Source organism: Streptomyces sp. CA-106110 (assembly GCF_050936285.1).
GTDB lineage: Bacteria > Actinomycetota > Actinomycetes > Streptomycetales > Streptomycetaceae > Streptomyces.
Window position 1 is genome coordinate 12372562 of sequence record NZ_JBNJNB010000001.1, and the last position, 13160, is coordinate 12385721.

General features: G+C 67.9%; 13 protein-coding genes and 1 pseudogene. 11 read left to right on the forward strand and 3 right to left on the reverse strand.

All coding sequences use genetic code 11. The annotated features are described in order from the left end of the window. Positions 1–4 precede the first annotated feature (4 nt). Both ACQEXA_RS57420 and ACQEXA_RS57425 read left to right on the forward strand, forming a co-directional pair. Positions 5–574 carry an ATP-binding protein gene (locus tag ACQEXA_RS57420; RefSeq protein WP_432920178.1) on the forward strand — a complete coding sequence of 190 codons (570 nt, stop codon included), beginning with the start codon at positions 5–7 and terminating at the stop codon, positions 572–574. 354 nt (positions 575–928) lie between these two features. Further along, positions 929–1558, forward strand: a complete 630-nt coding sequence (locus ACQEXA_RS57425) for a CGNR zinc finger domain-containing protein (RefSeq protein WP_433134332.1) — start codon at positions 929–931, stop codon at positions 1556–1558. A gap of 390 nt (positions 1559–1948) precedes the next feature. On the opposite strand, the gene ACQEXA_RS57430 is transcribed toward ACQEXA_RS57425, so the two are convergent. After that, the gene (locus ACQEXA_RS57430) at positions 1949–2332 is read right to left on the reverse strand and encodes a hypothetical protein (protein WP_433134334.1); all 384 of its coding nucleotides are present in this window, start codon (positions 2330–2332) and stop codon (positions 1949–1951) included. Positions 2333–2882: 550 nt separating this feature from the next. On the opposite strand from ACQEXA_RS57430, the gene ACQEXA_RS57435 reads away from it, so the two are divergent. The 3 genes from ACQEXA_RS57435 to ACQEXA_RS57445 all read left to right on the forward strand — a co-directional run bounded on the left by ACQEXA_RS57435 (position 2883) and on the right by ACQEXA_RS57445 (position 6296). Continuing rightward, entirely contained in the window at positions 2883–4760 is a 1878-nt protein-coding gene (locus ACQEXA_RS57435) for a copper resistance CopC/CopD family protein (protein WP_433134822.1), read from the forward strand. A 256-nt stretch (positions 4761–5016) separates the two neighbouring features. Further along, complete coding sequence (locus ACQEXA_RS57440; RefSeq protein ID WP_361002700.1) at positions 5017–5391, forward strand: BlaI/MecI/CopY family transcriptional regulator; 375 nt, start codon at positions 5017–5019, stop codon at positions 5389–5391. Then, the gene (locus ACQEXA_RS57445) at positions 5388–6296 is read left to right on the forward strand and encodes a M56 family metallopeptidase (RefSeq protein ID WP_433134336.1); all 909 of its coding nucleotides are present in this window, start codon (positions 5388–5390) and stop codon (positions 6294–6296) included. Before ACQEXA_RS57440 ends, ACQEXA_RS57445 begins: the two co-directional genes overlap by 4 nt. Before the next feature lie 57 nt (positions 6297–6353). Here the strand turns inward: ACQEXA_RS57445 and ACQEXA_RS57450 are convergent. After that, positions 6354–6586: pseudogene (locus tag ACQEXA_RS57450) on the reverse strand (IS607 family transposase); the annotation flags it as partial. A gap of 249 nt (positions 6587–6835) precedes the next feature. After that, positions 6836–7804, reverse strand: coding sequence for a prolipoprotein diacylglyceryl transferase family protein (locus tag ACQEXA_RS57455; protein ID WP_433134338.1), 969 nt, complete (start codon positions 7802–7804; stop codon positions 6836–6838). A gap of 1015 nt (positions 7805–8819) precedes the next feature. On the opposite strand from ACQEXA_RS57455, the gene ACQEXA_RS57460 reads away from it, so the two are divergent. From ACQEXA_RS57460 to ACQEXA_RS57485, 6 genes are all read left to right on the forward strand, one after another. Beyond that, positions 8820–9368 carry a carboxymuconolactone decarboxylase family protein gene (locus ACQEXA_RS57460; RefSeq protein WP_432920166.1) on the forward strand — a complete coding sequence of 183 codons (549 nt, stop codon included), beginning with the start codon at positions 8820–8822 and terminating at the stop codon, positions 9366–9368. A gap of 359 nt (positions 9369–9727) precedes the next feature. Beyond that, positions 9728–10057: a thioredoxin gene (trxA, locus tag ACQEXA_RS57465; RefSeq protein ID WP_432920164.1), complete on the forward strand. Its 330-nt coding sequence runs from the start codon at positions 9728–9730 to the stop codon at positions 10055–10057. Between the two features lie 254 nt (positions 10058–10311). Beyond that, positions 10312–10569, forward strand: coding sequence for a hypothetical protein (locus ACQEXA_RS57470; protein WP_433134340.1), 258 nt, complete (start codon positions 10312–10314; stop codon positions 10567–10569). 56 nt (positions 10570–10625) lie between these two features. Beyond that, a complete protein-coding gene (locus ACQEXA_RS57475) occupies positions 10626–11108 on the forward strand; it encodes a hypothetical protein (RefSeq protein WP_433134342.1) in 483 nt (160 codons plus the stop codon). 12 nt (positions 11109–11120) lie between these two features. Beyond that, on the forward strand, positions 11121–12128 hold the full coding sequence (locus ACQEXA_RS57480; RefSeq protein ID WP_433134344.1) for a nucleoside hydrolase: 1008 nt from the start codon (positions 11121–11123) through the stop codon (positions 12126–12128). Between the two features lie 465 nt (positions 12129–12593). Beyond that, complete coding sequence (locus tag ACQEXA_RS57485) at positions 12594–13109, forward strand: hypothetical protein (RefSeq protein ID WP_433134346.1); 516 nt, start codon at positions 12594–12596, stop codon at positions 13107–13109. The last annotated feature ends 51 nt before the right edge of the window (positions 13110–13160 follow it).

The following is a 13160-nucleotide window of genomic DNA, read 5'->3' on the forward strand; positions in this document are numbered from 1 at the left end:
CGCTATGCAGTACCTGGCCCAACGCACCTTCAAGGCCACTCCACAAACCGTGCGCGCAGCCCGAGACTTCGCGATGAAGACCCTCGACAACTGGGGCGTATGCCCCCGCCGCGACGACATCCGGACATGCGTCTCGGAACTGGCCGGCAATGCCGTCGAACACGGAAGCCCGGAACACCGGGACTACATGATCCGGCTCGTCCAGAACCCATACTGCCTTCACGTTGAAGTGCACGACACCACCACCCACACTCCTGTCCACACTCCGCACACCTCACCAAGCGAGGAAGCCGGGCGAGGCATCAGCATCGTCCAGCAGCTCAGCGACGAGTGGGGAGTCCGTACTACCCCCACCGGCAGCGGCAAGGCGGTATGGACCTGCTTCCGTACGGATGGCTCTACCGACGCCATGCCGAGCCCCTCGACGCCGGCGATCCCGTCCACGCGTGACGACCTGCGCACCCGCGGTCCAGCCGATACGCATTGCGGCCACAGTGGCAACGCCGGCAGCGCGGGCCGAGAGCCACGGCAATCCGACGCCAACGCGAACCCGTCGGGCGCCGTATGCCCGTAAGGGACCCGCAGATGGTCCTGGTCCGCACGGTAGGCGATCGCCGCCTGCAGCCCGCGCCGCCAGTACTCGCCCTCGGGCTTGAGGACGCGTGCGCGGACGAACGCCGCCAACTGCACCGGATCCCGCGTGGTGGAGAACCGCAGCAGTCCCTGCGCTGCCCCGCTTACCCCGCACCCGCGCCGACGACAGCATGCACAGCTCCGCCGCCACGTCTCGCACGATCCCCGCCGAGAACGTCTCCAGCACCTGCCGCCGTTAAGCGACGTTCTGACGTTAGGGCTGTGGCACGCCATTCCCCTTTCGTTAAATGATTGAGACGGACTTCATCCATTAGTCAGGTGATATCGTGGACGTATGACTACGGAAGGTGTGACCACCAGCGCGACGCTGCTGGGGGAACCGCTGCCGGTCGAGCTGATGAACACCGTCACCCTCGATCGCGGCCGCACCCACGACGCCCTTGACGGCGACGCGGGGGCCACCGCCTGGCTTCGCGCGGTGGCCCACCGGCTCGGAGTCGAGGCCGCGGTCGAGGCCGATCAGATGGACGAGGACATGGTGCGCCCGGTCGCCGGAGCATTGCGTGCGCTGCGTGACGCGCTGCGACACCTGGCAGCGGAGGCGACCGACGATCCGCGCCCTGCGGCTACGGCGCCGGAGCTGGCGCGAGGGGAGGCGATTGCCACGCTGAACGCTCTCGCGCAAGCCTGGCCCGAGCTCGTCTGGCCCGCCGACGGGCAACCGTCCCGTGCCTATCGGGGCCCCGGGACGGCCGCGGACCTTGCCGTGCAGTTCATCGCGCACCAGGCTGTCGACCTGTTCACCGGAGCCGACCGCGACCGCCTGCGCCCCTGCCTGGCGCCCAACTGTCCGCTCTTCTTCGTCAAGAACCATGCTCGCCGGGAATGGTGCTCTCCGGCGTGCGGCAACCGCGTGCGCGTCGCCCGCCACTACCGGCGCCACCACCCAGCCCCGCAGAGCTAAGGGATACGCCCGATGCGGAGCAAGAAGGTCGAGTTCATAGGATCGCAGGACGCACCGCTCGCTGCACGACTGGAACTGTGCCGGAGGGCAAGCCGCGGGCGTACGCCCTGTTCGCACACTGCTTCACCTGCGGCATGGACAAGGTCGCGGCCACCCGGATCTCACGAGGCTCGCTTTACCTGGTGCCGACGGAGGGCCGCGTCGAGATGCCCGAGACTGTGGGTCATCGGACGGCGGCCGCTTTCGTAGCAAGTGGTTCCGCGGCCGAAGACGTGGCGGTGTTGGCGGCTGTGCCGAACTGTCGTGGCAGGACAGTACATTTGGGGTCTCGAGCGTCGCGGACTCGTCCACATGGCGACGGCACAGGCACGTGCCTTCTGCCGAAGACAGTCAGCGAGGTGGCGGCAGGGCCTGCAGATGAACCAACCCGACGTTGGCGAAGCCGAGGATGAACGGAACGGCGCGTCCGGCATGGATGCCATGGACACCGTGCAAGGACACCTGCGGTGCACCATGGCTGCCGAGGGTGACAGTCCTGCCGGTGGGGAGCTCCACTCCGGCAGGCGATACGGCGCCGCGCCACGAAGTGCGGGCCGCATCCGGGGTAGAGACGAAGGCGAGGTGCTCGGGCGCGCTACCGTCGTTGACCACGGACATCGACAATTCGCCGTCGCCACTGGCAAGGAGGCTGACCCTCGCGTGCGCGACCGTAATTGCCGGCAGATCCCGTCCTCCGAGAACGTTGACCGTCAGGTGACCGGGAACCGAGGACACCAGGGCTCCCGCCGTGGCCGACTCCGAGACGTCCGGGGACCGAGGGGCCGTGCCCTCGGCCTGGTGGCCGGAAGCGCAGGCACTCGCTGACAGGATGAGCGCAGCAACCAGCGCGCCCACACGTCTGTTCTGGCGCCGGGCCGCACGCCGCGGTGGCGCTCCCCGGGCAGGGGCGGCCGACCGTCCCCGTGTTGCTCCTGAAGGCGTATCACCCAAGCCGCCGGCCACGGCGGCGGGGCGCGGTATGTCGCGTCTGCTGGCCAATCCCTCCACCATTCCAACCCCCTGAGCTCTCTTCAGTGCTGCTCACCTGGCCAGGCACCCCAGGTTCGGTCGCTCGCGACCTGTTCCACGGCCCCGCTTGATAGGGCTCAAAGTGCTGCATCTAATCTACTAAGTAGCTTACTAGATCTTGAGGGTTCAGAGCCAAGAGCTTGGAGTGTTTTGCATGAACTCGCGACCGGATGGGTGGGGGCGCCGCCGTGCGGTAGGAGTGCGACAGCGGGTATTCGTCGTGCTCGCCGCTGCTCTGGCCATGTTCGCGCTCTCCATGGGTGGAGCCCCGTCGGCGTCCGCGCACGCGTCACTGCTGTTCACCACACCCGGTGCAGGCACGAGTGTGTCGTCATCACCGAGGACCTTGACTTTGATCTTCGATCAACCTGTGACCCTGACCGGTAACACAGTGCGCATCGCCGCGCAGAACGGAGCGTCAGCGGCAGTGGGCTCTGCCGCGCGGGACAAGGCCGGACGTGTGGTCACCGTTGCGGTCCGGCAGGCAATGGCACCTGGGGTGTACACGGTGACCTGGCAAGTGGTCGCTGACGACGGGGACGTGGTCACCGGCAATTACCAGTTCGGGGTAGGCCCCAGGGCATCCAGCAGGCTGTCGACCGGCAGCCTCGGGGCGTCCGCTACCAGCGGTCAGGCGGCAACGACGGTGTTGCGATGGGTGCTGTTCGCGGCCCTGGCGCTGGCCGTCGGGGGAGCGGCGGCCCTGCGGTTGGTCGGACGGTATCGACCCGATGAGATGGCGGTGCCACGATCATGGATGCTGCCCGCCTCGCTGGCTGGGACGTTGGCCAGCCTCGGGCTGGTCGGGCTGATCGTCGGTGAAGGCAGCCTGCTCGCTGCCTTCGTGGATCCGGCAGCAGGTGAGCTGACCAGCCGTCCCGCTGTCCTGACTCTGGTGGAAGCCGGCGCGTTCGCGGTCGCGGCCGTACTCGGGCGCGTGCGGCCACGTTCGTCCTGGATGCCGCTGGTGGCGGTGGTCGTCGCTGAAGGCTGGCGAGCTCATCCGGAGTCATTCCTCCCCGGATGGGGCGCTCTGGCCACGATGCTGCACCTGGTCGCCGCCGGGCTTTGGGCTGGCGCATTGGTCTACGTACTGCGCTGCGTGAGGGCCTGGCGGTCCGCACCAGGTGCGGCCTGGGCGGCGTTGACCACCTACGCGTGGATGGCGGCGTGGCTGTTCGGGGCAGTGGTGCTGTCCGGAGTGCTGTCGGCACTGATCGTGGTACCGCTTGACGCCTGGGTGACCACGGACTACGGACGGCTCGTGCTTCTGAAGGCCGCGCTCGTGGTGGCAGTGGCCGGGTGCGCGCTGGCGGCCCGCGCTCGGCTAGGGGGTCGTAGAGAGCGAGGACTGCCTGTGCGGTTGGTTCGTGCGGAAACGTGGCTGCTGGTCGGGGTGCTGGCGGTGACCGCCTCCCTGACCGCAGCAGCTCCGCCCGGGCAGACAGCGGCGGCGCTGTCCGCAGCGCCGCCGCCCTCCGGATTGGTGGTGCCCATTGGTGCGCGGATCGGCCAAATCGGGTTGAGCGTACAGGCGAGCGCAGGGCAGGTCGTGGTGTGGCTGACCGCACCGGGCGCGGACATGCCCGGTGCCGACGCCGGATACCGGCTGGCTGCGACGCTGGCCACCCCCTCCGGCAAGCTACGCCCATTGCGGCTGCGGGACTGTGGCGTTGGTTGCTTCGTTGCCCCGGTCGCTTGGGAGTCCGGCACCAACCAAGTGACCCTACGCGCCGATTCCCGCGCATGGGACGGGGGCACGGTTTCGCTGGCCGTACCCTGGCCCGCCCGAGACGGCGCGAAGGCGCTGGAACGCACCGTACAGATCCTTCGCCGCAGTGAGTTCACCCTGTACGAGCGGGTCACCAGCGACACCGCCCGAAGCGGCAGCCCCTACTCCACACACATCACCGGAAAGTACCTCCTGGCCTCCGAGCCCTACAGCGGCGGCCGCGCCGCCTACGCGGACCTCGTACCCGGACCTGGGGGAACCGCCACGCTGCTGATCGGCTACCCCTCGGAGAAGGTACAGGTTGAGTTTGCCCTGGACGCCGAGGGGCGGATCGTGCGCGAGACGGAGACAAGTCCCAACCACTTGGTGGTCCGCGCATTCGTCTACCCCGAGAAGGAGTAGGAGCGAGCCTGACGTGCGGCGGCGATGACTGGCCCGGCCGCCGGGGGAGAGGAACGCAACCATCGCGTTCGGCCTTCGCCCTGGCGCAGCCATCCCCCGCAGCTGTACTCGACTCCCACGATGGGCTGGTGGGGCACAGACCAGATCCGGACTTCGGGTCCTGCGCAGTGCGCCTTTCCGCTTCCTTCTCGGAGGCCCAGCGTGGCAGGCATCTACCATGACCTTGCGTATTCAGTGGCGAAGGGAAGTCAGGGCCATGCGGCGGCTGGGGGATCTTGAAGCGGAGATCATGGATCGTCTCTGGACCTGGAACCGCCCAGCGACAGTCCGCGAGATCGTCGACGACATCAACGAGACACGTCCCGTTGCCTACACCACGGTCATGACCGTCACGAACATCCTTTACACCAAGGGCTGGCTGCTCCGAGCCAAACATGGTCGGGCCTGGCTGTATACGCCGGTACGCAGCCGCGAGGCGTACGCCGCCGCGCTCATGGAGGATGCCCTGGGAGAAAGTAAAGATCGCCCAGCAACGCTTGTCCACTTCGTCGAGAACATGTCCGAGGAAGAGGTCGCCGCATTGCGCGAAGCCCTGCGGAACGTGGGACGACAAGTCAAGGGAATGCCATGAACGTTGCCCCCGCCCTGGTCGGCTACACAGCAGCCGTGGGCTTCGCTGCCCCACGGATCATGCTTCGCAGCCGTTGGCCGTATCGGGCTCCCGCTCTGGCAACGGCAGTGTGGCAGTCGCTCGCGATCTCCTTCTCGATCGCGGTGGCGCTTACCGTCTGCAACCTGGCCATGCCGATCAAACCTCTGGTGGGCATTCTGGACGGTTGGACGGTGGGCACGGGCGTGGGCCGGCTCGCCCCCGATATTGGAAGCCACTTGGGGGCCAACGTATCCGCGGCCATCGGAGTCACCCTCATCGCAAGCTTCGCTTTCCACCTCACGCGAGCCCGACGTGCACGGACCCGACACCAGGAAGCCGTCGACCTGGTGGGGCGCCACTCCGCTCAGCTGGGCGCCATCGTGCTGTCGCACGACGCCCCCGCGGCCTATTGCCTACCCGGTCGCCGTCCCCGCATCGTGATCACCGATGCGACGGTGCGGCAGCTGACGCCCGAGCAACTGGGCGCCGTGCTGCAACACGAACAGGGCCACATCAGGGGCCGCCACCACCTTCCCCTGGCCGCAATGCAAGCCTTCCGTTCCATATTCCGATGGGTGCCACTCGCTCGCCACGCCCAGGAGCAGACGACATTGCTGCTGGAAATGATCGCGGACGATCGAGCACTGAGCAGCCACTCCCACGAGGTACTGGCCACCGCCATGTACGAGATGGCCGCGGCGCGCGCCCCGAAGGGGGCATTGGCTGCAGGCGGCAACAGCGCCGTGATCCGCATCCAGCGCGTTCTCGATTCGCGAGAGGCACCGCACCCCGTCCTGCGCGGCTCTCTTGCGGTGATGGCCGTGACCATCCCGCTACTGCCGTTGACGTCGCTGCTGATCGCCTGCTCACCTGCCCTTGGCTGACCGCCCATCTGCGCCTGGGCGAAGCGATTGCCGCAAGAGTTCCCTTGCAAAGTGACTTCACCCGGGAGCCTTGCCGGTCATGACAGCGGCGGCGTGCGCGGCGCGGTTCTTTGCGACCGCGCGCCCGTACAGGCGGCACCCATTTAGATCCCCGGTGGTGTCCCGCACCAGTTCGTCCGTGGTCTCCTGCGGGTCAAGGACCACCAGGCGCCGACCGGATGCCGAGAGGCGGCCTCGATGCCCTCGACGCCGAAACGGGTCAGCCGGTCCTGATGCTCCACCACGATCACCGTCGTGTGACTGATGCGCAGGTGATGTCCTCCCCACCAGACTTGCCAAGTGTTCCGGCCTGTGTGTCGAAGATGCCTCTGCAGGCCGGTCCACTGGCGCCGCGGCCGCGAGTCCAGGGGGACCCGCTGCCTACCCGGTCCCGGCGCCCACTCCTCGTGGGGATTTGTCTTCGAGTTGCTGACGCCTGCGACAGGAGCGGCACGATTGCCCTGCCCCTGCAGCATGAGGAGGTATGTGGACGGCCGGTGTCAGGCCAGGATGGGTGCCGTGAGCGCGGCCAGGAGTACAAGGAGCGTGGCGGCAGCGGTGAGCGGCCGACCGGCCTTCGTCTTGCGGGTTTCCGCGCGCAGCGGGAACAGCAGTTGCCGTCCCAAGGTGTAGGCGGCCATGGCCGCGACGAAGAGCATGCCTGGAATGGCAGGGCGCCATGTCAGGTCCGCGGCGAGTGTCGCCGCGCCGAGAGTCAGGGCCAGGAGGGCTTCGATGAGTTGGGTGGGTACGCGTCGGATGCCCACCCTTCGGTCGGATGACCAGACTCCCCATCGTGAGGTGGTGGGCCGTCCCACGCAGCAGCCGCCCAGGAAGCATCCTGGCCGGGCTGTAGCCATGGCCAAGAACGCTCCCGGTGCCGCCACGTCCAGCCACGTCCCCACGGGGATGCCCGCCGCTGCGACCACCGCGAGCGCGGTGCCGAACGCTCCCAGCAGGAAGCCCTGGATACAGGTACCGGCGCCAACGAACCGTCGGAGGTGCTGGCGGTGTTGGACCATGTAGTAAGCCTTCGCGCTGAAGTAACCCACCACGGATCCCGCGAGCGAGGCGACGACCGCCGTCCCGGTGTCCAGCCCGGCCCGGGCGGCGAGCAACACCTGCACGACAACGGCGAGCGCCACACCGACAGCGACCAGCAATGGCCAGGCGAACGGGCGTACGCCCGGGCCACGGACCAGCGGCGCCAAGCGCGTCGAGGTCGTCACCACCGTGGGTTCCAGCCGGGGCCCTGGTTCAGGGGTGCCACTGTGCCCGGCAGGCGCGAGGGTGACCGGTGTCGCGGTGACATGCCAGGTCCCCGGGTTGATGTCCTCCACCTTCGCAGTGACCGATATCCGGCCGCTGCCCGGGGTTATCCCTTCCACGGTCTCCACGCGCTCGAACCGGTCCCGCGCATCTTCTCCGGGCTCGCCGCCCTCGCGGAGGCCGACGAATGTGATCGCCACCGTGTAAGGGCCGGAATGGGTATCCGGTCCAGCGTCGAACCAGTAGGTTGCCGCCAGTCCGGGTACCTGCTCGGCAAACTCCTGCCGCCAGGTCGCCCGTCCTGTGCCCCGAACCTCGGAAGTTGGGGCCGCTTCTGTCCCAGTGACCTGGGGTGCGGGGCGGATGGGCGAGGCACCCCTTGCATGCGTCGCCGAAGGTGCCGGGATCGGTACCGGTGGGACACCCGTCGCGGGGGACGTCGACGCGGGCGTGGTCGACGGCGGCCACACGCCGGGGGGAAGTATCTGCTCCAGCGGCGGAAGTATGATCCGCGCCTGAGGGGGCTGTGGTGTGGGCCGACTCGGGCTACCCCCGTGCCGGCCGGGCGGACTGGCTGCCGGCTGACGGATTTTGCGCTTGTCGGGCACCCGCTTACGGGACTTGGGCACGAGAACTCCTACGGGGTGAAGCGGAGCGCCAGCACCCCTGGCGTTGCAGTCGGTACTGCGCAACCGGTCGTGGGCAGGGCCATTTCCACATGCGGCCATTCGTCCTTGATCAATGCTGTCCGTGCCGTGGCCGTTGCTTGGAGGCTGGGTCGCTGAGGGGGTCGGGCGTGGTTCGTCGTGGGGCGCGGCGGCGAGGGCGGTGCGCGGCGCCGTAGCAGCTGAGGCCGCTGAGTAGGGCCGCAGCACTCCGACGGTCCTGTGCGTGACCCTGCCGTGGTCCCGTCTGCACCCTTTTGCTTCCGGTCGCCAAGAGCCCGCAGCCAAGCTGTGGTCTCGGTTGCGGTGCCGAGGGCATCGCGGCCGCGGTCGAGGGTGGGGTGTTCATCAGTTCGAGCGGCAGCGATTCACTCAGCAGCGCCGCGCTTGTGGTCGCGGCCTCGGCATTATGCCTCCACACTACACCAGACTAATGGATGCCGTTGTCTCTATCCATTTGACGATCGGTCGTGCGGCATGCCACGATCCTAACGCCAAAAAGTTGATGCAGCCATTAGTGGCTGGTTTCTGTCATCAGGAGGAGACTGCAATGTCGACGTTGCCGGAGATAAACCCCGCAGAGGCCACCGGCGAGGCCGCCGCCCTGCTCGCCGAACTCAAGAAGAGCATCGGCTCCGTCCCGAACATGGCGAAGGCGATGGCGAACAGCCCCGCCCTGCTCAAGGGGTGGATGGGCCTGTCCGAGGCGCTCGCCGGTGGCGTGCTGCCCGGCCCGGTCCGCGAGCGCCTCTCCCTGGCCACCGCCGAGTACAACCGCTGCTCCTACTGCCTGTCCGCCCACACCTTCCTGGGCAAGAACGTCGCCGAGCTCGACAGTGACGAGGTCGAACGCGCCCGTCACGCACAGTCCACCGACCCGCACACGGCCGCCCTGCTCGCCCTCTCCGACGCCATCGCCCGCGGCCGCGGCACCATCGACGAGACCACACTGAAGACCGCCCGCGCCGCCGGCGTCACCGACGCCGAAATCGCCGAGGTCATCGGCAACCTCGCCCTCAACATCCTGACCAACTACTTCAACATCGTCGCCGACACCGACAACGAATTCCCCCTCGTCACACCGCACCAGCACGCCTGACACCCCCAGCCGCGCGGGCCGCCACCCCTGTCCTGCCGACCGGCGGCCCGCGCGCCCTTTCTACGCACGGGGTGGATATCGGAGGCCTGCGCCGTGCGGAGGCCCAGGTGAAGCTGGACAAGCACCTGCCGGCGGCCGGCGGCCGGCGGAGCCGATCCTTTCGCCGTGATCGGCGGGCATCCCTCCGCTGAGGCGGTGACACGGGCGAGAGGGCGGCGCCCAAGCTCCCGGAGCAGCGCAGCACGTTCTCAACGGCTGATGGTGCTGCGCCCCCGGGTCCCTGCCGGCCTGACTGGCCGACATCCTTCAGCCGAGCGGCGTACAGCCCGGTGACCACAATCGTGTACAAGGAGATTTCTGTGCCTCACGCCACCGTGACAGTGACCGACGCCGACTTCGATGAGACAGTCATGCAGGGAGACAAGCCCGTCCTGGTGGACTTCTGGGCCGCCTGGTGTGGCCCGTGCCGCGTCGTGGCCCCTGTTCTCGAGGAGATCGCCGCTGAACGTCGTGACAGCCTCACCGTTGCGAAGCTCAACATCGACGAGAATCCCGCCATCGCGGCCCACTACGGGATCATGTCCATCCCGACCATGAAGCTCTTTCGCGGGGGCGAGGTGGTCAAGACCATCGTGGGCGCCAGGCCGAAGGCCGACCTCGAGAAGGAACTCGACTCGCTCGCAGACTGACCACCGCATGCAGGTCGCTTCGGGCTCCTCCCGGAGACGGCTCGCCTACATGCGTGGACGGATGCTTGGACACCGCAATCGCACGGGAGTTGAGTGGACGTCAAGCCGCTGCCGTAAACGCGAGTCCGGCGGCTCAGTCGGACACCAACCGTCATCGCCGGTCGATGTCGGGTGCGGTTGGCGGGGAAGTGGTGTGGTGATGGCTCTTTCGCCGATCCCGCCGCACCCACACACGGGACACCCAGTACGGGGAGATGATCGGACACCGCGGGATCTGGCACCGCGGCTCGAAGGCGGTCACCGAGCATGACCAGGGGACTCCCTACGAGGAGGACACATGGCGGCTTTACGACACGGCCACGGACTTCTCCGAGAGCCACGACGTCGCAACCCGGCACCCGCAACGCCTGGCCGTTCTGCAGGAACTGTGGTGGCACGCGCCAACGACGTGCTACCGCTCGACGACCGCACACTCGTCGAACTTCAGGGAGTGCGCCCCTCAAACGGACTGATGGGCCGCGACCACATCGTTCTGCGTCCGGGACAGGGGCACGTCCCATTTTCCAGCATGATCACCGGAACCGACCGCTCCATGCGGGTCACCGCCAGCCTGCGAGGTCACCGAGCCAGCGACGAGGGTGTGCTGCTGGCCAGCGGTAGCGTGCAGGGCGGCTACGTTCTCTACGTCCTCGAAGGGCGGCTCACCTTCGAGCATCTCGCACTCGGCGAGCGTGTCGTGTGCACCGCCGACAGCGAACTGCCCACGGACGACTGCGAGGTGGGCTTCGCCCTGCATCGTCACGCCGACCGCTCGGCGCAGCTCACACTGCTCCACCGATCCGAACCGGTCGGCAAGGCCGCAGTACCCCTCACCTCCCCGCATCTGTCCTTCTGGGGTCTGGACGTCGGACGCGATGCGGTCAGCCAGGTCTCAGCCGCCTACGCAGGCGACTTCCCCTTTCCGTCCCACGCGCTCGACCACGTGTTCATCACCTTCACCGGTGAGTCGCCACTGGACGAGGTCGCCGAAGCCATGGAGAACAAGGAGTAGGAACCCCCAGCCATGAAAAACCTCATCCTCGATGTGGACACGGGTGTCGACGACGCGCTTGCCCTCTTGTTCGCCGTGCGCCATCCCGGCCTGCGGCTCCGGGCCGTCACCTGTGTCGCCGGCAACACGCACGTGGACGCCGTCGTCCGCAACACCCTCACCGTGTTGGACGCGGCCGGAGTCGATGTGCCGGTCGCACGCGGCGCGGAACGCCCCCTGCTTTCCGCGCCGCACGACGCGACTCACTTCCACGGTCAGGACGGGCTTGCCGATCTCGGCCTGCCCGCGCCGAGCGGGCAGCCGGTCGGCGTCCACGCGGTGGAGCTGATGCGTCGTGAGATACTCACCAGCCCCGATCCGGTGACGCTGGTGCCGTTGGCGCCGATGACGAACATCGCATTGCTCCTGCGTACCTACCCCGAAGTGACCGAGAACCTCGAACACATCGTCTTCATGGGCGGCTCGGCCGGCTTCGGCAACGCCACACCCGTCGCGGAGTTCAACGTATGGCATGACCCAGAGGCCGCCGCGATCGTGCTCGGATCCGGTGTGCCGACGACGATGTACGGGCTCGACGTCTCCTACGAGGTCGCTGTGAGCGGCGAGGACATCGAGAAGCTCATCCTCCGCGAGAACCACGTGCCGAGGCTGGCAGGAAGGCTTCTGCGCCACCTGACGGTATCGGGCGCCGGTGAGGCCCGTATCCCGGTGGCGGGGGGAGCGTCGATCGGCGACGCCGGAGCGGTGTGCGCGGTCGCTGACCCCGCCGGACTCAGCACGCGAACGTTGCCAGTGGAGGTCTGCCTGGCCGACGGGCCCGCCCGCGGGCAGACCATCGTCGACCACCGCACGAGCAACGGCGACATCGATCTGTCCGGTCGCGACGGCGGCCCGCACGCCAAAGTGGCGATGGGCGTCGACCGCGAACGCTACCGGCAACTGTTCCTGAACACTGTGTGTGGTGCGGCGGACGACGCCGCTTGCGGTCTGCCCGCCGGAGCCGCCGCCTCACGGATGTAGAGATTCCGCCCGAGCGGCCACCGTCCCTAGACCACGGAAGACACAGTGCGCACCGAGCACGACGACATCTTCCGCCGCTCGGCGGTGGGCGATCGGCCGCACCCGCATCCAGCACCGCTGTGGATGATCACCATCGGCGGCTGCGGCCAACATACTGCGTGACCAGGATGGATGAATAATCGGCGCCCGCAAAGTTGTCGTGCCTTTCGTGAGATGACCCCTCGGGCGGGGGCAGAGGTCACCACCCCTCTGCCGCGTGGCCTGTGTTGTCGTGTGTCTCAATGGCACCCAACTCTGCGACGAAACAGGGGACTTGGAAAAGGGTTGGTCAGGGCGAGGTAAGGATTGCGCAGGTCGCTTCTTGTTCACCCAACGGGTCTACTCGCATAGACCTGGGTGGTGGTGTCATGCCGTCAGCCGCCCGGTACCCCACTGTCCGGGCCGACCCTGCGGGAGAACCCCCTTATGCGTCGCTTCACCGCCACCACCTGCGCCCTGGCCCTGGCGGCCGCCGGTCTGATCGCCGCTTCGGCCGGTACCGCCCAGGCGTCGACCTGCTCGCATGCCTACCTGCCGCTGCCCGATTCCTCGTGCACGCCCGGCGCCTACAACCCGGACGTCACCCAGTCGAACATCCACAGCACCATCTGCGTGTCCGGCTGGACCGCCACCGTGCGCCCCCCGACGTCCTACACCAACCCGCTGAAGGCCCAGGGCATCATCGACTACGGCTACTCCGACACCAACATGGCCGACTACGAGGAAGACCACCTCGTCCCCCTCGAACTGGGCGGCGCGCCCCGGGCCACGGGGAACCTGTGGCCCGAGCCCTACTCCGGCTCCCAGACCGCACACTCCAAGGACGGGGTGGAGACCAAGCTGAAGAACGCGGTGTGCGCGGGCACCATCACCCTGTCCTCCGCCCGCAGCGCGATCAAGAACAACTGGACCACGGCCCTGCAGGTCACCGGCATCGGCTGACCTGGCCGGCCGCCGGGGCATCCAGGCCACACGCGCCGGATGCCCCGGGTA